This is a genomic window from Rhizobium sp. KNZ14-9A, from assembly GCF_056755015.1.
This window is the reverse complement of sequence record NZ_JBPGXB010000002.1, coordinates 4475736-4494316: the sequence shown is the minus strand read 5'-3', so window position 1 is coordinate 4494316 and position 18581 is coordinate 4475736. Positions and strand designations below refer to the sequence as shown.

Here is an 18581-nt window from a genome sequence, read left to right as displayed (position 1 = left end):
TCGGCTTCCAGTGGTGGCTACAGCCAGACCTCAAAGCTCGCGCTCGAAGAACATCAGGATCGGCTTCAGATCATCAGGGATCTCGTAGTAGGCGTCTCGCTCGCGAAAACCCAAGCGGCGATATAGCTTCTGGGCAGCGACCTGCCGATGGCCGGTATCGAGCCGCATCATCCGGTAGCCATCCTTCTTGGCCTGTGCGAGGGACGCTTCGCAAAGCGCCAGTGCTGCGCCACTGCCGCGTGCTTGCTCGGAAACGAAGAGCCGCTTCATCTCCGATATGCCCGGCGCGATCTCATGCTGCATCACGCAGCCGACAATCTCTCCATCCAGCCGCGCCAGGAACATTGCCCCTTGTGGCCTTGCATGGATGTTCGGCAGGTCGGCGAGCATCGCCTCGAATTTTTCCGGACTGTAGTAAAGTTCTATCTGCGCCCGCTCGTCGGGATAGTTGTCGTAAAGCCATTGTCGGAAGGCACGGCTGAGATGCCGAACGGCATCGATCTCTTCCGGGCTTTCCACAAGCCCGACCGACAGGTTCCGCATCTGCAAAGCCTCCCCAAACTCCCCTTGTCCTTACCACGACGGTCTGCGCCCCGCCATCGACATCTCGGCGCGGATCGAAACCGGCCCATGGCGTCGTGGCGATCGGGCTCATGATGCGCAGGGCCGGAAGGCGAATAAAATCCTGCTATCCTCCATTCACCAATTCCCAGAATCGCTGTGACATCGGGCTGCCATCCCTGATAAACTCCCCGAAAAATCGAGGGAAACATCCGTTGCGCATCCTGCTTACCGAAGACAATATCGCGTTGGCCGACGGCCTGTCGGCGATCTTGCGCGGCACGGGCCATGCAGTGGATGTCGTCCATGACGGGGCTTCGGCCAATGCCGTCATCGCAGCGGAAAATTTCGATCTCGTCATTCTCGATCTGAACCTTCCCGAAATGGACGGCCTTGATGTGCTGCGCGCCATGCGCGCCCGCGGGAGCCGGGCTGCCGTGCTCGTCCTGACGGCCCGCGGCTCGCCGGAAGAGCGTGTGAAAGGCCTGGATCTCGGTGCTGACGACTACCTCATCAAGCCCTTCGACATTGCTGAATTCGAAGCGCGTGTGCGCGTGCTTCTGCGCCGCCAGGCCGGGCTGCATTCCTCGACAGTCAGCTTCGGATCGATCTCGCTCGACCTGAATTCTCGCGCCTTCTCGGCCGGTGCCACGCCGCTCGACATCCCCTCCCGTGAACTCGGCCTGCTCGAAATCCTTTTCATGCGCGCCGGCAAGGTCGTCGCCAAGGAGGCGATCATGCAGTCGCTGACTGCCTTCGATGACGACATCTCCGCCAATGCCATCGAGCAATATGTCAGCCGCCTCAGAAAGAGGCTTTCGCCGCACGGCCTGACGGTCAGGACCGCCCGCGGCATCGGCTATTATCTCGACAAGCTGCCCGAGGCCTCATGACGGCGGCCTATTCGCTCCGGCGCCGACTGCTTTTCTGGCTACTTGTTTCGACTGCCGTTATCGGCACGCTGGCGCTCGCCGATACCTGGCGCGAAGCCGTCCAGACCTCGAACATCGTTTCTGACCGCGTGTTGGCCGGCTCGGCGCTGGCCATCGCCGAACGTGTCGTCGTCGCCGAAGACGGCACGCTCGAGGTCGATATTCCCTATGTCGCGCTGGAAATGCTGACATCGGCGGCACAGGACCGCGTCTTCTACCGTGTCGACGGCCCACCCGGAAATTTCATCACCGGCTACCAAGCGCTGCCGGTGCTGAAGGAAACGCAGGGCGATACGGCTGCCTTTGCCGACGACATCTTCCGCGGCGAGCCGATCCGCGTGGCGACATTGGGACGCTCCGCCTCGACCGGCATCCGCTCTGTGCCCTTCGTCGTCACCGTCGCCGAAACCACCATTGCCCGCCGTCATCTGGCGCAGGCAATCCTCGTCCGCTCGGCGCTGCGCCTCGCCGTCATGATAGCCGGTGCCGCCGTTATCGTCTGGATTTCCGTTACGGTGGCGCTACGGCCGCTCTACAAGCTCGGCGACGCTATCGGCGAGCGCAACCCGGACGACTTGCATCCGATCGCGCAATCCGTTCCGAGTGAGGTGCAGCCACTTGTCGATACGGTCAACTCCTTCATGGTGCGCTTGCAATCGGCGCTCGATGCGCTGCGCAATTTCACCGGCAATGCCAGCCACCAGCTCCGCACGCCGCTCACGATCATCCGCACACAGCTTGCTCTTTCAGCCCGCGCCGGTTCTCTCGACGAGGCGCAACATGCCGCACTCAAAGGCGATCAGGCTGTTGCCCATGCCGAGCGCATCCTTGCCCAGCTTCTGCTGATGGCCAAGATCGATGCCGCGACCGCCAAGGAAGCACTGACGGTCTCGGCCATCGATCTCACGGCCATTGCTCAGGAGATCACCGGCGAGCAGATCCCCCGCGCCGCCGAAGCCGGCATCGATCTCGGCTTCGAGGGCGAAGGGCCTGCGATGATCCGCGCCGAGCCGCTGCTGATCGGCGAGGTGCTGCGCAATCTCGCCGGCAATGCCATCGCCTATGCCGGCAAGGGCGCGGAAGTGACTGTCCGTATCATGGAGGATGCGGAAACGGTCAGACTGGAAGTCGAGGATAACGGCCCGGGGATTCCGCCGAAAAGCTGGAAGCCGTCAGAAAGCGTTTCTCCCGCGGCAATGAGTCCGGCGCACCCGGTGCCGGCCTCGGCCTGCCGATCGTCGAGGAAATCGCTAATCTTTTCAATGCGAGACTTGTATTGATACCGGGCCGCGGCGGTAGGGGTCTGAAGGCGTCAGTGACGTTCAACAGAGCCGCCTGAACGCCGTCACCGCCCTAACCTTTCCGCCTTGCATTCTTTCGCTGCATTGCACACACTGGCTTTGGGAACAGCTAAGCCGATCAACGGCAAGCAGATAAAAGAGCAATATGTCGATCAAAGCCAGCATCTATCATCTGACCCATTATCAGTATGACAAACCGGTCCGCCTCGGCCCACAGATCATCCGTCTGAAACCGGCCTCGCATTCGAAGACGCGGGTTTTGAGCCATTCTCTGAAGGTCACGCCGTCGAACCACTTCGTGAACCTGCAGCAGGATCCTTACGGCAACTACCTCGCGCGCTTCGTCTTTCCCGATCCGGTGACCGAATTCAAGATCGAGGTCGATCTCGTTGCCGACATGACGGTCTACAATCCCTTCGATTTCTTCGTCGAGGAGGAAGCGACGAAGTGGCCCTTCAACTACCCGGAATCGCTCCGTGAAGATCTCTCGATCTACATGATGCCGGAGCCGGCTGGCCCGCGCCTGAAGGCACTGCTGCCGACGCTCGACTGGTCGCCTGATCAGCCGACGGTGGACATGATCGTCGGCCTCAATGCCCGCCTGCAGCGGCAGATCGGTTACGTCATCCGTATGGAGGCCGGCGTCCAGACGCCGGAGGAGACGCTGGAAACCGCCAAGGGCTCCTGCCGCGACACCAGCTGGCTGCTCGTGCAGATTCTGCGCCATCTGGGGCTCGCCGCCCGCTTCGTCTCCGGCTATCTCATCCAGTTGGCACCGGACCTGAAAGCGCTCGACGGCCCTTCCGGTACCGAGGTCGATTTCACTGATCTGCATGCCTGGGCGGAGGTCTATCTGCCCGGCGCCGGTTGGGTCGGTCTCGATCCGACCTCCGGCCTGCTGACCGGCGAAAGCCACATTCCGCTCGCCGCGACGCCGCATTTCAGCAATGCCGCCCCGATCTCCGGCGGTTATTTCGGCGAGGCCGAAACCGAATTCGCCTTCGACATGAGGGTCTCGCGGGTCGCCGAGCACCCGCGCATCACCAAACCCTTCTCCGATGAAAGCTGGGACGAGCTCAACCAGCTCGGTGAGAAGGTCGACCGCGTTCTCGAAGCCGAGGATGTGCGCCTGACGATGGGCGGCGAGCCGACTTTCGTCTCTGTCGACGATTTCCAGTCCGAGGAATGGAACACTGCCGCGGTCGGACCGACCAAGCGCGAAAAGGCCGACAGCCTGATCCGCAGGCTGCAGGAGCGCTTCGCGCCCGGCGGCTTCCTGCATTACGGTCAGGGTAAATGGTATCCCGGCGAAAGCCTGCCGCGCTGGACCTTCTCTCTCTACTGGCGCCGTGACGGCAAACCGATCTGGCAGAACCTCGATCTGATCGCCGCTGAAGGCAAGGATACCGGCGTCAAGGCCGAGGATGCCGAAAAGCTTCTGACGGCGATCGCCAGGGAACTGGCAATCAAGCCGGATATGGTGCAGCCGGCCTATGAGGATCCTGCAGACTGGATCATCAAGGAAGGCAGCCTTCCCGAAAATGTCGATCCGTCGAATTCGAAGCTGAAGGACCCCGAGGAGCGCAACCGCATTGCCCGCGTCTTCGCCCGAGGCCTCACCGTGCCGACGGGTTATATCCTTCCCGTTCAGGTATGGAATGCCAAGGCTGCCGCAAGCCGCACCTGGGTCAGCGAAATATGGCGCACGCGCCGCGGAAAGATCTTTCTCGTACCGGGTGATAGCCCGATCGGCTATCGCCTGCCACTCGGCACGCTGCCCTATGTCCCGCCGGCGCGCTACCCTTATATCCACGCCGCAGATCCGTCGATACCGCGCCCGCCGTTGCCTGACGTCTTCGTACCCGCCGGCCGCGCCATGCCGGAAGCATCATTCCAGACGGACGAAAGCCACGCCGTCCGTGTCGAACAGACCCTTGGCGACTTAGGCGGTGCCGTGCGCACTGCCTTGTCGGTCGAACCGCGCGAAGGCAGGCTCTGCGTCTTCATGCCGCCGGTCGAGCGCGTCGAGGATTATCTCGAGCTGATCGCCGCTGCCGAAAACGCCGCTGCCGAACTCAAGCTTCCGGTTCACATCGAAGGCTATCCGCCGCCGCAGGACGAGCGCATCAACGTCATCCGCGTCGCTCCCGATCCAGGCGTCATCGAAGTCAACATCCATCCAGCTTCCAACTGGCAGGATTGCGTCGACATCACCACGGCGATCTACGAGGAAGCGCGGGCCACCCGGCTCGGCGCCGACAAGTTCATGGTCGATGGTCGCCACACCGGCACCGGCGGCGGCAACCACGTCGTCGTCGGCGCCGCCAATCCAAACAACAGCCCGTTCCTGCGCCGCCCGGACCTGCTGAAAAGCATCATTCTCCACTGGCAACGCCATCCCTCGCTCTCCTACCTCTTTTCCGGCATGTTCATCGGGCCGACCAGCCAAGCGCCGCGCATCGACGAGGCCCGCCACGACAGCCTCTATGAGCTGGAAATCGCGATGGCGCAGATCGGAGCGCCGGGTCGCGGTCAACTGCCGTTGCCCTGGCTCGTCGACCGGCTGTTCCGAAATCTTTTGACCGATGTCACCGGTAACACGCACCGTGCCGAGATCTGCATCGACAAGCTGTTCTCGCCGGATGGCCCGACTGGACGGCTCGGCCTCATCGAGTTCCGCGGCTTTGAGATGCCGCCGAACGCACGTATGTCGCTTGCCCAGCAATTACTGGTGCGCGCGCTGATCGCCCGCTTTTGGACAAACCCCGCCGATGGCAATTTCGTCCGCTGGGGTACGACCCTGCACGACCGTTTCATGCTGCCGCATTTCGTCTGGACCGATTTCCTCGACGTGCTCGCCGACCTGCGCGAAAACGGCTTCGACCTCAGCCCCGAATGGTTCAAAGCACAGCTTGAATTCCGCTTCCCATTCTGCGGCGAGGTCGAATACGAGGGCTCGAAGCTGGAACTGCGCCAGGCGCTGGAGCCATGGCACGTCATGGGCGAGGAAGGCGCGCCGGGCGGCACCGTCCGCTACGTCGACAGCTCCGTCGAGCGCCTTCAGGTTCGGCTCGAAACGAACAACGTCTCGCGCTACATCGTCACCTGCAACGGCCGAATCGTACCGCTGATGCCGACAGGCACATCGGGCGTGTCGGTCGCTGGCGTGCGTTTCAAGGCCTGGCAGCCGGCTTCCGGCCTGCACCCTGTATTGCCGGTGAATACGCCTTTGACTTTTGATATTTATGATACATGGTCGAAACGTTCGATCGGCGGCTGCATCTATCACGTTGCCCATCCGGGTGGTCGGAATTATGAAACCTTCCCGGTCAACGGCAACGAAGCGGAAGCGCGGCGGCTTGCCCGTTTCGAACCGTGGGGGCATACGGCGGGTGGTTATATCCCGCGCGCCGAAACGGTTTCGCCTGAATTCCCGCTCACGCTGGATCTGAGGCGGCCCGCTGGAATTTGAAGAAACTGGGTCTGATGGGCAAGAAGCCTGCACTGGAACTGAGGGACGAAATCGAAGAACGCGCCGGCGCGGATGCGGTCTTCGACTATGAGCCCTTGCCCGGCATCGCCGACGAGATGGTGGACAATAACGGCACCATCCGCCCGGTCTGGCAGCGCTTCCTCGCCCATCTGAACATCATGCCGGAAAAGGATCTGGCCGAGCGGTTCGCCCGCGCCGACCGCTATCTGCGCGATGCCGGCGTCTTTTACCGGGCTTACGGCGCCAAAGGCAGCGGCGAGCGTGCCTGGCCGCTCTCCCACATTCCAGTGCTGATCGACGAGCGTGAATGGCAGGCTCTTTCGGCAGGCCTCGTGCAGCGCGCCAATCTCCTCGAAGCGATGGTTGCCGATATCTACGGCGACAACGAGCTCGTCGAGGAAGGCATCGTTCCGCCCGCCCTCATCGCTGCCAATCCGGAATTCCAACGGCCTCTGGTTGGCGTAAAACCGGCAACCGGGCACTATCTGCATTTCTGCGCCTTCGAGATCGGCCGTGGCCCTGACGGTAATTGGTGGGTACTTGCCGACCGCACGCAGGCCCCCTCGGGCGCGGGCTTTGCGCTGGAAAACCGCGTGGCGACCACCCGAGCGTTCTCCGATATTTACGCCGAAACGCCGGTTCACCGCCTCGCTTCCTTCTTCGGCGCCTTCCGCGATGCACTGCAGACGATGAAACATTCGGGCGACGACCGCATCGCGGTTCTCACCCCCGGCCCGGCAAACGAAACCTACTACGAACACGCCTATATTGCCCGCTACCTCGGCTTCATGCTGCTGGAAGGCGAGGACCTGACTGTCGTCAACGGCCGCGTCATGGTGCGCACCGTCGCCGGCCTGAAGCCGATCGGCGTTCTGTGGCGGCGTCTCGATTCCGCCTATGCCGATCCGCTGGAGCTGAACCAGAACTCGCATATCGGCACCCCCGGCCTTGTGGAGTCGCTGCGCGCCGAAACCATCACCATCGTCAACGCGCTCGGCACCGGCGTTTTGGAAACGCGCGCCCTGCTCGCCTTCATGCCCGCCGTCTGTCGCCAGCTGCTGGGCGAAGATCTGCGCCTGCCGTCCATCGCCACATGGTGGTGCGGCCAGAAGGACGAGCGTGACCACGTGGCTGCCAATATCGAGAAGATGGTGATCGGCCCGGCCTATTCCCGCGCCCCCTTCTTCGATGACAGCGGCGAATCCGTCCTCGGCTCGTCGCTGCGCGCCACAGCGAAGAACTCGATTGCAGACTGGCTGACAAGCGACGGCGCAAAGCTCGTCGGTCAGGAAGTCGTCACCCTCTCGACCACGCCCGCCTGGGTCAACGGCAAGCTGGCGCCACGGCCGATGTCGCTGCGCGTCTTCGCCGCCCGTACCGCCAACGGCTGGCAGATCATGCCTGGCGGCTTTGCCCGTATCGGCTCGGGAGACGATGTCGCCGCCATCGCCATGCAATCCGGTGGCGCGGCGGCCGATGTCTGGATCGTCAGCGACAAGCCGGTCGAGCGCCACACTCTTCTGCCCGCCGAGGGCAGCTTCACCCGCAACATGCCGGGCAGCCTGCCGAGCCGCGCGGCCGATAACCTCTTCTGGCTGGGCCGCTATATTGAACGCGCTGAAGGGGCACTGCGCATTCTGCGCGCATGGCATGCACGTTACGCTGAGGCGGCCGACCCGAACCAGCCGCTGCTTGCCGACGTCACCGAATATCTTGCCGCCGTCGATATCGACACCGCCGAGCCGGTGCCGGAATCGCTGCTGCGCAATATTGAGAGCGCGGTCTATTCGGCGAGCAATATCCGCGACCGCTTCTCGCCGGATGGCTGGCTGGCGCTCAACGATCTCGCCAAGACCGCTCGCCGCTTCCACTCGACTATCACCGCCGGTGACGATGCCAGCCACGCCATGACCATCCTGCTGCGCAAACTCGCAGGCTTCGCCGGTCTCGTGCATGAAAACATGTACCGCTTCACCGGATGGCGCTTCCTCTCGCTTGGCCGATACATTGAGCGCGGCCTGCATATGACGCGGTTGCTCGGCCACATGTCCGGCCCGGAAGCGCCCGACGGCGCACTCGACATGTTGCTCGAAATCGGCGACAGCGTCATGACCCACCGCCGCCGCTACAACGTCAACACGGCGCGGCTGACGGTCACCGACCTGCTGGCGCTCGATCCTCTTAATCCGCGCTCGATCCTCTTCCAGATGAACGAGATCCATCGCGAGGTGGAGCAGCTTCCAAACGCTTTCATGAACGGCCAGATGTCGCCCTTCTACCGCGAGGCGATGCGCCTGCATTCGGGCCTAGCCGTCATGACGCCGGAAACGATGAATGGCGACGTCTATCATAGGCTGGAGCGCGAGCTGGAACACCTCTCCGACCTCCTGGCGCAGACCTATCTCGGATGACGGCGGTGCTTTACGATCTCACCCTGCATATGGGCTATGCCTACGACACGCCTGCGTCAGGCGCGCGCCATATCATGCGCCTCATGCCGCTCTCGCTGGCGAACCGCCAGCGGCTTGTCGCGGGCTCGATCAGCATTTCGCCGCAGCCGGACGAACAGTCGCATTTCGTCGATTTCTTCCAGCATCCGGCAACGTCCTTCCTGCTGCGCTCGCCGCATGAAACGCTCGATATCCGCATGCAGGCCCGCGTACAGGTCGAAAGCCAGGTCATGTCGGCGGACTTCTCGCCGCTGCTGGCTAACCTGCCGGAGGAAGTCGCCGGAATCTGGTCGCTCGATTCGGAATCGCCCCACCATTTCCTTGGCGACAGTCCGCGCCTGACGGAAACCAAGGCGATCAGCCAATATGCAACGACCTGTGTCCAGCCATCGCTGACCGTCATGCAGATCGCCTACGCGCTGTGCGCTCGCATCAACAAGGATTTTACCTACGATCCGGAAGCGACGACCGTCGACACGACGCCGCTGGAGTCCTTCAAACTGAAGCGCGGCGTCTGCCAGGATTTCACCCATGTCATGATCCTCGCGCTGCGCAGCCTCGGCATTCCCGCCGGCTATGTCTCCGGTTTCCTGCGCACCATCCCGCCGCCGGGCAAGGAGCGGCTGGAAGGGGCTGACGCCATGCATGCCTGGGTGCGCATCTGGTGCGGCGAAACGGCCGGTTGGATTGAGCTCGATCCCACCAACAATATCCCTGCCGGAACCGACCATATCGTCGTTGCATACGGCCGCGACTATGCCGATGTCGCTCCCGTCATCGGTGTGCTCAAGAGTTATGGCAGCCAGCGTTCCGTGCAGGCAGTGGACGTAATTCCGCTCAAATAATCCCGAAATTGGAAAAAACAGCCAGTTGCCTGCAATTTTAGAGACTGGCTTTAGCACCCATTAAAGTCATCTGGTCCATCAAGAGCCAAATAGGGCTCCTTCGAACCGGTGGACATGATGAACACCCTGCATTCGCTTCTTGATCGGCTGCGGCGCGACCGTGGCGGCAATTTTGGTATCATGACGGCCATCTTGCTGCCTGTGCTTATCGGCGTCGCGGGTGTCTCCATTCAGGTAACAGACATGCTGCTTTCGCAGCGACAACTGCAGGAAGCGGCCGACGCGGCCGCGCTCGCAACCGCGACTGCGCTTGCAAACAAGACTATTCAGCCCGCCGATGCCCAGGCCTTTGCCCGCGATTTCGTCGCCGGCCAGATGGCGAACTATCTTCAGGACACGGATCCTTCGACGACCGATATCAAGAACAGCACCGCGGTGAACGTCTCCACGACGACCTCCGGCAAGTCTGTCTCGTACCAAGTTACCGTAGAGCCGAGCTACACGATCAACGTAAACCCGATGATGCGCGTGATCGGCTTCAAAACGCAGAACATCGCCGCATCAGGCACGACAGTCAGCGGCCATTCGGAAACCCAGGGCTCGGTCTCCATGTATCTCGTCCTCGACCGTTCCGGCTCCATGGCTGAATACACCACGACGGTCAACGCTTCGGAGCCGACGAGGGACGAGACTGAGGATTGCAGCTATTACGACGGCAATGCCCGCAAATGGGTCAGCAAGACCTGCACAAATACAGTCACGAACTACTACACCAAGATCGAGGCGCTGAAGCTTGCTGTTGCCAGTTTGGCCGGTCAGCTCAATACTGCCGACCCCGATAGCACCTACGTTCGCACGGGCTCTGTTTCCTATAACGACAAGATGCAGACCGCACAGCCGCTCGATTGGGGCACCGCCAAGGTTGTCAGCTACGTCAACGCGCTGACCGCCTCGGGTCGCACCGATTCCAGCGCGGCTTTCAAGAAGGCCTATGATAGCTTGGTGGACCCGAAGGAGGACAAGGCGCATCAGGATAAGACCGGACAGGCGCCGACCAAATACATTGTTTTCATGACCGATGGAGACAACAACGTAGCCTCGGCAGACACCGACACGAAGAAATATTGCGACAAAGCCCGCGACCAGAAGATCCAGGTCTATACAGTCGCCCTCATGGCGCCGGCCGGCGGAAAAGCTCTGCTGAACTACTGCGCCACGACCTCCGCGCACTATTTCGCAGCGGAGAATATGACGGCGCTTCTGAATGCTTTCAAGTCGATCGGCGCCAAGGCAGCAAACCAAGTAACGCGCCTGACCAACTAAAAAGCCTATACTTCACCACAGCAAAAAGCCGCTCCGGAACAAACCGGGGCGGCTTTTCGTTTAGACTTTATTCGGCCCATCAGATCGGGAAAACCGATTGAAATCAAGTCCCTTGGGCCTGTCGAATATGAAGGTTCCGCAAATTTTTCGTTTGCCCAATTCCCTTGTTGCAAGTGCGTGATAACGGTGCATAAACTGCCCTGTCGGTATAAGCGACAAATCGATTGAATCAGGCGTAAGATACTGTAACCAAATCAAAATTGGCGAGACCTGACATGAATACTGTTTCGAAGCCGATCATCCCCTCACCAGCTCCGCGCAGTTCCCGGCCAGAAATCCTCGCTGAGGAAATCATCGAGCGTCTGACCTACCGCATTGGCAAGGATGCCAAGGTCGCCAAGCCGCATGACTGGCTGACGGCAACCATTCTCGTGGTGCGTGACCGCATCATCGACAAGTGGATGGAGTCCACCCGCAAGGTCTATGAAACAGGCGCCAAGCGCGTCTACTACATGTCTCTCGAATTCCTGATCGGCCGCCTGATGCGCGATGCCGTGTCCAATCTCAACCTGATGGAAGAGGTTCGGGATGCGCTCGCTTCGCTCGGCGTCGATATCAACGTCATTGCCGGCCTCGAACCGGATGCCGCGCTCGGCAACGGCGGTCTCGGCCGTCTTGCCGCCTGTTTCATGGAGTCGATGGCAACTGTCGATGTTCCGGCTTATGGCTACGGCATCCGCTACGTCCACGGCCTTTTCCGTCAGCAGATGGCGGACGGCTGGCAGGTCGAGCTGCCAGAAAACTGGCTTGCGCACGGCAATCCCTGGGAATTCGAGCGCCGCGAAAGCGCCTATGAAATCGGCTTCGGCGGCTCGATCGAGGTCATCAACAGCCATGACGAGCAGCCACGATATGTCTGGAAGCCGGCCGAGCGCGTCATTGCCGCCGCCTTCGACACACCTGTCGTCGGCTGGCGTGGCAAACGCGTCAATACGTTGCGCCTCTGGTCGGCACAGCCGATAGACCCGATCCTGCTCGACGCCTTCAACGCCGGCGACCATATCGGCGCGCTGCGCGAGAGCAACAGAGCTGAAAGCCTGACCCGCGTTCTCTATCCGGCAGACGCAACGCCTGCCGGCCAGGAGCTGCGCCTGCGTCAGGAATATTTCTTCTCGTCGGCCTCTCTGCAGGACATCCTGCGCCGTCACCTGCAGCAGTATGACGACTTCACCTCCTTGCCGGACAAGGTGGCGATCCAGCTCAACGACACGCACCCAGCGGTTTCCGTTGCCGAACTGACGCGCCTGCTCTGCGATGTGCACGGCATGGATTTCGAACAAGCCTGGGATATCACCCGCCGCACCTTCTCCTACACCAACCACACGCTTCTTCCCGAAGCGCTGGAAAGCTGGCCGGTTCCGCTCTTCGAGCGTCTGCTGCCGCGCCACATGCAGATCATTTATGCGATCAACGCCAAGATCCTGATCGAAGCGCGCAAGACGCGGAATTTCTCCGACACCGAAATCCGTTCGATCTCGCTGATCGATGAAAGCGGTGACCGCCGCGTGCGTATGGGCAACCTCGCCTTCGTCGGCTCGCATTCGATCAACGGCGTCTCCGCGCTGCACACCGACCTCATGAAGGTTACGGTCTTTGCGGACCTGCACAAGCTCTACCCTGATCGCATCAACAACAAGACCAACGGCATCACCCCCCGCCGCTGGCTGCAGCAGTGCAACCCCGGTCTGACCGGCTTGGTGCGCGAAGCGATCGGCGACGAATTCCTCGATGACGCCGAGAAGCTGCGCGCACTCGACAAGTTTGCAACGGACCCGAGTTTCCAGCAGAAGTTCGCGGCCGTGAAGCGCGCCAACAAAGTGGCTCTTTCCAATCTCGTCGCCAGCCGCATGGGCGTGAAGCTCGATCCGTCGGCCATGTTCGACATCCAGATCAAGCGCATCCACGAATACAAGCGCCAGCTCCTCAACATCGTCGAAGCCGTCGCGCTCTACGATCAGATCCGCTCGCATCCGGAGCTGGATTGGGTGCCGCGCGTAAAACTCTTCGCCGGCAAAGCGGCGCCGAGCTATTACAACGCCAAGCTCATCATCAAGCTCATCAATGATGTCGCCCGCACCATCAACAATGACCCGTCTGTCCGCGGCCTGCTGAAGGTCGTCTTCGTGCCGAACTATAATGTCACGCTCGCGGAAGTCATGGTACCGGCGGCAGACCTCTCCGAGCAGATTTCCACGGCCGGCATGGAAGCATCAGGCACCGGCAACATGAAGTTCGGCCTGAACGGCGCACTGACGATCGGCACGCTCGACGGCGCCAATGTCGAAATGCGCGACAATGTCGGCGAAGACAACATCGTCATCTTCGGCCTGCAGGCAGACGAAGTCGCCAAGATCCGTAGCGAGGGCCATAATCCTCGTGCGATCATCGAGGGTTCGCGTGAGCTGGCGCAGGCGCTTGCCGCCATCAGCTCGGGCGTCTTCTCTCCTGACGACCGCAACCGCTACACCGGCCTCATCGACGGCATATATTCCCATGACTGGTTCATGGTCGCTGGCGATTTCGATGCCTATGCGGCCGCCCAGCGCGAGGTCGACCAGATCTGGACCAACCAGTCCTCCTGGTATGAGAAGACGATCAACAACACGGCGCGGATGGGCTGGTTCTCTTCCGACCGCACAATCCGGCAATATGCAGACGAGATCTGGAGAGCTTGATGAAGCCGCCGAAAGCCGCCCCTGAAGTGAAGCTTCCCTGGGAAATTTCGGCTGACGAAATAGCGGCAATCCTCAGTGGCTCGCATGACAATCCCTTTGCCGTCCTGGGCGTGCATCAGGCCGGCGAGGCCTTCATCACCAGGTGTTTCCTTCCGGGCGCCGAAGCTGTCACGGCAATGGCGCTGGATGGAACGCCGATCGGCGATCTCCACCAGCTCCATCCTGACGGTATTTTCGGCGGCCAGGTCTCCATCACAAAATTCCAGCCGGTGCGCTATCGCGCCCGGCGCGCCGACGCCGAATGGGCAGTGACGGACCCATACAGCTTCGGCCCCGTACTCGGCCCGATGGACGATTATTACGCCCGGCAGGGTTCGCATCTGCGGCTCTTCGACAAGATGGGCGCCCACCGCATCAAGCATGAAGGCGCGACCGGCATCCATTTTGCCGTCTGGGCACCGAATGCCCAGCGCGTTTCCGTTGTCGGCGATTTCAATAACTGGGACGGACGGCGTCATGTGATGCGCTTCCGTTCCGACAGCGGGATCTGGGAGATCTTCGCTCCCGACGTGCCGCTCGGCGTTCCCTATAAATTCGAAATACGCGGTCATGACGGCGTTCTGCTGCCGTTGAAGGCTGATCCCTTTGCCCGCCGCAGCGAACTGCGCCCAAAGACGGCCTCCGTGACCGCAGCCGAGCTTATACAGGACTGGCAGGACGAGCCGCATCTGAAGCACTGGCGCGAGACTGACAAACGCCGTCAGCCGATCAGCATTTACGAAGTTCATGCCGGCTCCTGGCAGCGCCGCCAGGACGGCTCCATGCTGTCATGGGATGAGCTTGCTTCGAGCCTCATCCCCTATTGCGTCGACATGGGTTTCACCCACATCGAATTCCTGCCGATTACCGAACACCCTTACGACCCCTCCTGGGGCTATCAGACGACCGGTCTTTATGCCCCGACCGCCCGTTTCGGTGAGCCGGAGGGGTTCGCCCGCTTCGTCAACGGCTGTCACAAGGTCGGCATCGGCGTCATTCTCGACTGGGTACCGGCACATTTCCCAACCGACGAACATGGTCTCGGCTGGTTCGACGGTACCGCGCTTTACGAGCACGAAGACCCGCGCAAGGGTTTCCATCCGGACTGGAATACGGCGATCTACAATTTTGGCCGGACCGAAGTCGTATCTTACCTCATCAACAACGCGCTCTACTGGGCGGAGAAATTCCATCTCGACGGTCTGCGCGTCGATGCAGTCGCTTCGATGCTCTATCTCGACTATTCGCGCAAGCACGGCGAATGGATCCCGAACGAGTATGGCGGCAATGAAAACCTCGAAGCCGTCCGCTTTCTGCAAAGCCTCAATACCCGCATCTATGGTGAGCATCCCGGCGTCATGACCATCGCCGAGGAATCGACGTCCTGGCCGAAAGTCTCGCAACCAGTTCACGAAGGCGGCCTCGGCTTCGGTTTCAAGTGGAATATGGGCTTCATGCACGACACACTGAGCTACATGAGCCGCGAACCGGTGCACCGCAAGCATCACCACAATGAGTTGACCTTCGGGCTGCTCTACGCCTATTCGGAAAACTTTGTCTTGCCACTGTCCCACGACGAAGTCGTGCACGGCAAGGGCTCGCTGATCGCCAAGATGCCGGGCGACGACTGGCAGAAATTCGCCAATCTGCGCGCCTATTACGCCTTCATGTGGGGCTATCCCGGCAAGAAGCTGCTCTTCATGGGGCAGGAATTTGCCCAGTGGGCCGAATGGAGCGAAAACAAGTCGCTCGACTGGAACCTTCTCCAGTATCGCATGCACGAAGGCATGCGCCGTCTGGTGCGCGACCTCAACTTCACCTATCGCAGCAAGGCCGCCCTCCATGAGCGCGACTGCGAGGGCGACGGTTTCGAATGGCTGATCGCCGATGATTACGAGAACTCGGTCTTCGCCTGGCTGCGCAAGGCGCCCGGCCAGAAGCCGGTTGCCGTCATCACGAACTTCACGCCTGTCTATCGCGAGAACTACTCGATCCGACTGCCTTCGGCGGGGCGCTGGCGGGAAATCCTCAATACCGATGCCGACATCTATGGCGGCAGCGGAAAGGGCAATGGCGGGCGCGTGCAGGCCGTCGATGCCGGCGGCGAGATAAGCTGCTCGATAACCCTGCCGCCGTTGGCGACGATCATGCTTGAACCTGAGAATTAGTGACTGGTGGGAGGAGAAAATGGTAGAAAAGCGCATTCAGCCACTTGCCCGCGATGCAATGGCCTATGTTCTCGCCGGCGGTAGGGGAAGCCGCCTCAAGGAACTGACCGACCGACGCGCCAAACCAGCCGTCTATTTCGGCGGCAAGGCGCGCATCATCGATTTCGCATTGTCCAATGCCTTGAATTCCGGCATCCGCCGCATCGGCGTCGCCACCCAGTACAAGGCACATTCACTGATCCGCCACATGCAGCGTGGCTGGAACTTCTTCCGGCCGGAGCGCAACGAGAGCTTCGACATCCTGCCTGCCTCCCAGCGCGTTTCCGAAACGCAGTGGTACGAAGGCACCGCCGATGCCGTCTATCAGAATATCGATATCATCGAGGATTACGGCGTCGAGTACATGGTCATCCTGGCTGGCGACCATATCTACAAGATGGACTATGAATACATGCTGCAGCAGCATGTCGATACCGGCGCGGATGTGACCATCGGCTGCCTTGAAGTCCCGCGCATGGATGCGGTCGGTTTCGGTGTCATGCATGTCAACGAGAAGGACGAAATCTTCGCCTTCATCGAAAAGCCGGCCGATCCGCCAGGCATTCCCGACAAGCCGGATTTCGCGCTAGCTTCGATGGGCATCTATGTCTTCCGCACCAAGTTCCTCATCGAGGCATTGCGCCGTGATGCCGCCGATCCGACCTCCAGCCGCGATTTCGGCAAGGATATCATTCCCTACATCGTCGAGCACGGTAAGGCAGTCGCCCACCGCTTCGCCAAGTCCTGCGTGCGCTCTGATTTCGAGCATGAGCCCTATTGGCGCGACGTCGGTACGATCGACGCCTACTGGCAGGCCAATATCGATCTGACAGCGATCGTTCCGGCCCTCGATATCTATGACAAGTCCTGGCCGATCTGGACCTATGCCGAGATCACCCCGCCGGCGAAATTCGTCCATGACGACGAAGACCGCCGCGGTTCGGCGACCTCGTCGGTCGTTGCCGGCGACTGCATCATCTCAGGCGCAAGCCTCAACCGGAGCCTTCTCTTCACCGGCGTGCGGGCCAATTCCTTCTCCAAGCTGGATGGAGCGGTCATCCTGCCCAACGTGAAGATCGGCCGGCGCGCGCAGCTCAAAGATGTTGTGATCGACCATGGTGTCGTGATCCCGGAAGGTCTTGTCGTCGGCGAGGATCCGGAGCTCGACGCGCGGCGCTTCAGACGGACCGAAAGCGGCATTTGCCTGATCACGCAACCGATGATCGACAAGCTGGATATCTGACTTATGAAAGTTCTTTCGGTTTCGTCCGAAGTCTTCCCATTGATCAAGACAGGGGGCCTTGCCGACGTGTCAGGCGCCCTGCCAATAGCCCTCAAATCCTTCGGCGTCGAAACCAAGACCCTCATGCCCGGATACCCCAGCGTCATGAGGATGCTGCAGAACCCGGTCGTTCGGCTGGAGTTTCCGGATTTGCTCGGCCAGCCGGCAAGAGTGCTGGAGGTAGAGCATCAGGGTCTCGATATCCTCGTGCTCGACGCTCCCGCCTATTACGACCGCCCGGGTGGTCCCTATCTGGATACGACCGGGAAGGATCATCCGGACAACTGGCGCCGTTTCGCCGCCCTTTCGCTGGCTGGTTCCGAAATCGCGGCAGGCCTGTTGCCTGGCTGGCGGCCGGATCTCGTGCATGCCCATGACTGGCAGGCCGCCATGGTGCCGGTCTATATGCGCTATTATCCGACGCCCGAACTGCCGAGCATCCTGACGATCCACAACATCGCCTTCCAGGGCCAGTTCGGCGCCGATATTTTCCCCGGCCTGCGCCTGCCGCCCCATGCCTTTGCCACCGAAAGCATCGAATACTACGGCACCGTTGGCTTCCTGAAGGGCGGCCTGCAGACTGCCTCCGCCATCACCACGGTCAGTCCCTCCTATGCCGACGAGATCCTCACTCCCGAATTCGGCATGGGTCTCGAAGGCGTCATCGCCAGCCGCCGTGACGTGTTGCATGGCATCGTCAATGGCATCGATGCTGACATCTGGAATCCGGCGACTGATCCGGTCGTCCACACGCACTACGGCCCGACGACGCTGAAAAACCGTCTGGAGAACCGCAGGTCGATCGAGGAATTCTTCCATCTCGACCATGACGACGCGCCGATCTTCTGCGTCATCAGCCGGCTGACCTGGCAAAAAGGCATGGATCTTGTCGCAAGCACTGCAGATAAGATCGTCGCACTCGGTGGCAAGCTCGTCGTGCTCGGATCCGGCGAGGCAGCCCTCGAAGGTGCGCTGCTCGCCGCTGCCAACCGCAACCCCGGCCGCATCGGCGTTTCCATCGGTTACAACGAGCCGATGTCCCACCTCATGCAGGCCGGCTGCGACGCAATCATCATCCCGTCACGCTTCGAGCCTTGCGGTCTTACCCAGCTCTATGGTCTGCGTTATGGCTGCGTGCCGATCGTGGCGCGCACCGGCGGTCTCAACGATACCGTGATTGATGCCAATCATGCCGCACTTGCGGCAAAGGTGGCGACAGGCATACAATTCGCACCTGTAAACGAAGAAAGCATGCTACAGGCACTGCGCCGCGCCATGCACCTTTACGCGGATCAAAAAGTCTGGACCCAATTGCAAAAGCAGGGCATGAAGTCGGATGTCTCTTGGGAGAAGAGCGCCGAACGTTATGTTGCCCTGTATTCAAGCCTCGTCTCGAAAGGCATGTGAACTAAA

General features: G+C 60.9%; 10 protein-coding genes and 1 pseudogene. 10 read left to right on the top strand and 1 reads right to left on the bottom strand.

The genetic code is table 11. The features are described from left to right. Positions 1–30 precede the first annotated feature (30 nt). Positions 31–543, bottom strand: coding sequence for a GNAT family N-acetyltransferase (locus ACR9ZQ_RS28905; protein WP_481429185.1), 513 nt, complete (start codon positions 541–543; stop codon positions 31–33). Between the two features lie 233 nt (positions 544–776). On the opposite strand from ACR9ZQ_RS28905, the gene ACR9ZQ_RS28900 reads away from it, so the two are divergent. From ACR9ZQ_RS28900 to glgA, 10 genes and pseudogenes are all read left to right on the top strand, one after another. Then, positions 777–1454, top strand: a complete 678-nt coding sequence (locus ACR9ZQ_RS28900; RefSeq protein WP_310383669.1) for a response regulator — start codon at positions 777–779, stop codon at positions 1452–1454. Continuing rightward, positions 1451–2832 (top strand): annotated as a pseudogene (locus ACR9ZQ_RS28895) (sensor histidine kinase). The gene ACR9ZQ_RS28900 and the pseudogene ACR9ZQ_RS28895 overlap by 4 nt, the downstream one beginning before the upstream one ends. Before the next feature lie 107 nt (positions 2833–2939). Continuing rightward, a complete protein-coding gene (locus ACR9ZQ_RS28890) occupies positions 2940–6266 on the top strand; it encodes a transglutaminase family protein (RefSeq protein ID WP_481429184.1) in 3327 nt (1108 codons plus the stop codon). A 14-nt stretch (positions 6267–6280) separates the two neighbouring features. Next, the gene (locus tag ACR9ZQ_RS28885; protein WP_481429183.1) at positions 6281–8698 is read left to right on the top strand and encodes a circularly permuted type 2 ATP-grasp protein; all 2418 of its coding nucleotides are present in this window, start codon (positions 6281–6283) and stop codon (positions 8696–8698) included. Beyond that, positions 8695–9582 (top strand): transglutaminase family protein, encoded by an 888-nt coding sequence (locus ACR9ZQ_RS28880; protein ID WP_481429182.1) that lies wholly within the window; start codon positions 8695–8697, stop codon positions 9580–9582. The genes ACR9ZQ_RS28885 and ACR9ZQ_RS28880 overlap by 4 nt, the downstream gene beginning before the upstream one ends. 117 nt (positions 9583–9699) lie before the next feature. Next, positions 9700–10905, top strand: coding sequence for a VWA domain-containing protein (locus ACR9ZQ_RS28875; RefSeq protein ID WP_481429181.1), 1206 nt, complete (start codon positions 9700–9702; stop codon positions 10903–10905). A 275-nt stretch (positions 10906–11180) separates the two neighbouring features. Next, a complete protein-coding gene (locus ACR9ZQ_RS28870) occupies positions 11181–13640 on the top strand; it encodes a glycogen/starch/alpha-glucan phosphorylase (protein WP_113320952.1) in 2460 nt (819 codons plus the stop codon). Further along, the gene (glgB, locus tag ACR9ZQ_RS28865) at positions 13640–15847 is read left to right on the top strand and encodes a 1,4-alpha-glucan branching protein GlgB (protein WP_481429180.1); all 2208 of its coding nucleotides are present in this window, start codon (positions 13640–13642) and stop codon (positions 15845–15847) included. Before ACR9ZQ_RS28870 ends, glgB begins: the two co-directional genes overlap by 1 nt. Before the next feature lie 19 nt (positions 15848–15866). Beyond that, on the top strand, positions 15867–17129 hold the full coding sequence (gene glgC, locus ACR9ZQ_RS28860; protein WP_113320954.1) for a glucose-1-phosphate adenylyltransferase: 1263 nt from the start codon (positions 15867–15869) through the stop codon (positions 17127–17129). Between the two features lie 3 nt (positions 17130–17132). Further along, positions 17133–18575, top strand: a complete 1443-nt coding sequence (glgA, locus tag ACR9ZQ_RS28855) for a glycogen synthase GlgA (protein ID WP_113320955.1) — start codon at positions 17133–17135, stop codon at positions 18573–18575. Positions 18576–18581: the final 6 nt, after the last annotated feature.

Coding starts and splice junctions, on each gene's coding strand:
- glgB (WP_481429180.1), top strand. CDS start 13,640: ATGAAGCCGCCGAAAGCCGCCCCTGAAGTGAAGCTTCCCTGGGAAATT.
- ACR9ZQ_RS28880 (WP_481429182.1), top strand. CDS start 8,695: ATGACGGCGGTGCTTTACGATCTCACCCTGCATATGGGCTATGCCTAC.
- ACR9ZQ_RS28885 (WP_481429183.1), top strand. CDS start 6,281: ATGGGCAAGAAGCCTGCACTGGAACTGAGGGACGAAATCGAAGAACGC.
- glgC (WP_113320954.1), top strand. CDS start 15,867: ATGGTAGAAAAGCGCATTCAGCCACTTGCCCGCGATGCAATGGCCTAT.
- ACR9ZQ_RS28875 (WP_481429181.1), top strand. CDS start 9,700: ATGAACACCCTGCATTCGCTTCTTGATCGGCTGCGGCGCGACCGTGGC.
- ACR9ZQ_RS28870 (WP_113320952.1), top strand. CDS start 11,181: ATGAATACTGTTTCGAAGCCGATCATCCCCTCACCAGCTCCGCGCAGT.
- glgA (WP_113320955.1), top strand. CDS start 17,133: ATGAAAGTTCTTTCGGTTTCGTCCGAAGTCTTCCCATTGATCAAGACA.
- ACR9ZQ_RS28905 (WP_481429185.1), bottom strand. CDS start 543: ATGCGGAACCTGTCGGTCGGGCTTGTGGAAAGCCCGGAAGAGATCGAT.
- ACR9ZQ_RS28890 (WP_481429184.1), top strand. CDS start 2,940: ATGTCGATCAAAGCCAGCATCTATCATCTGACCCATTATCAGTATGAC.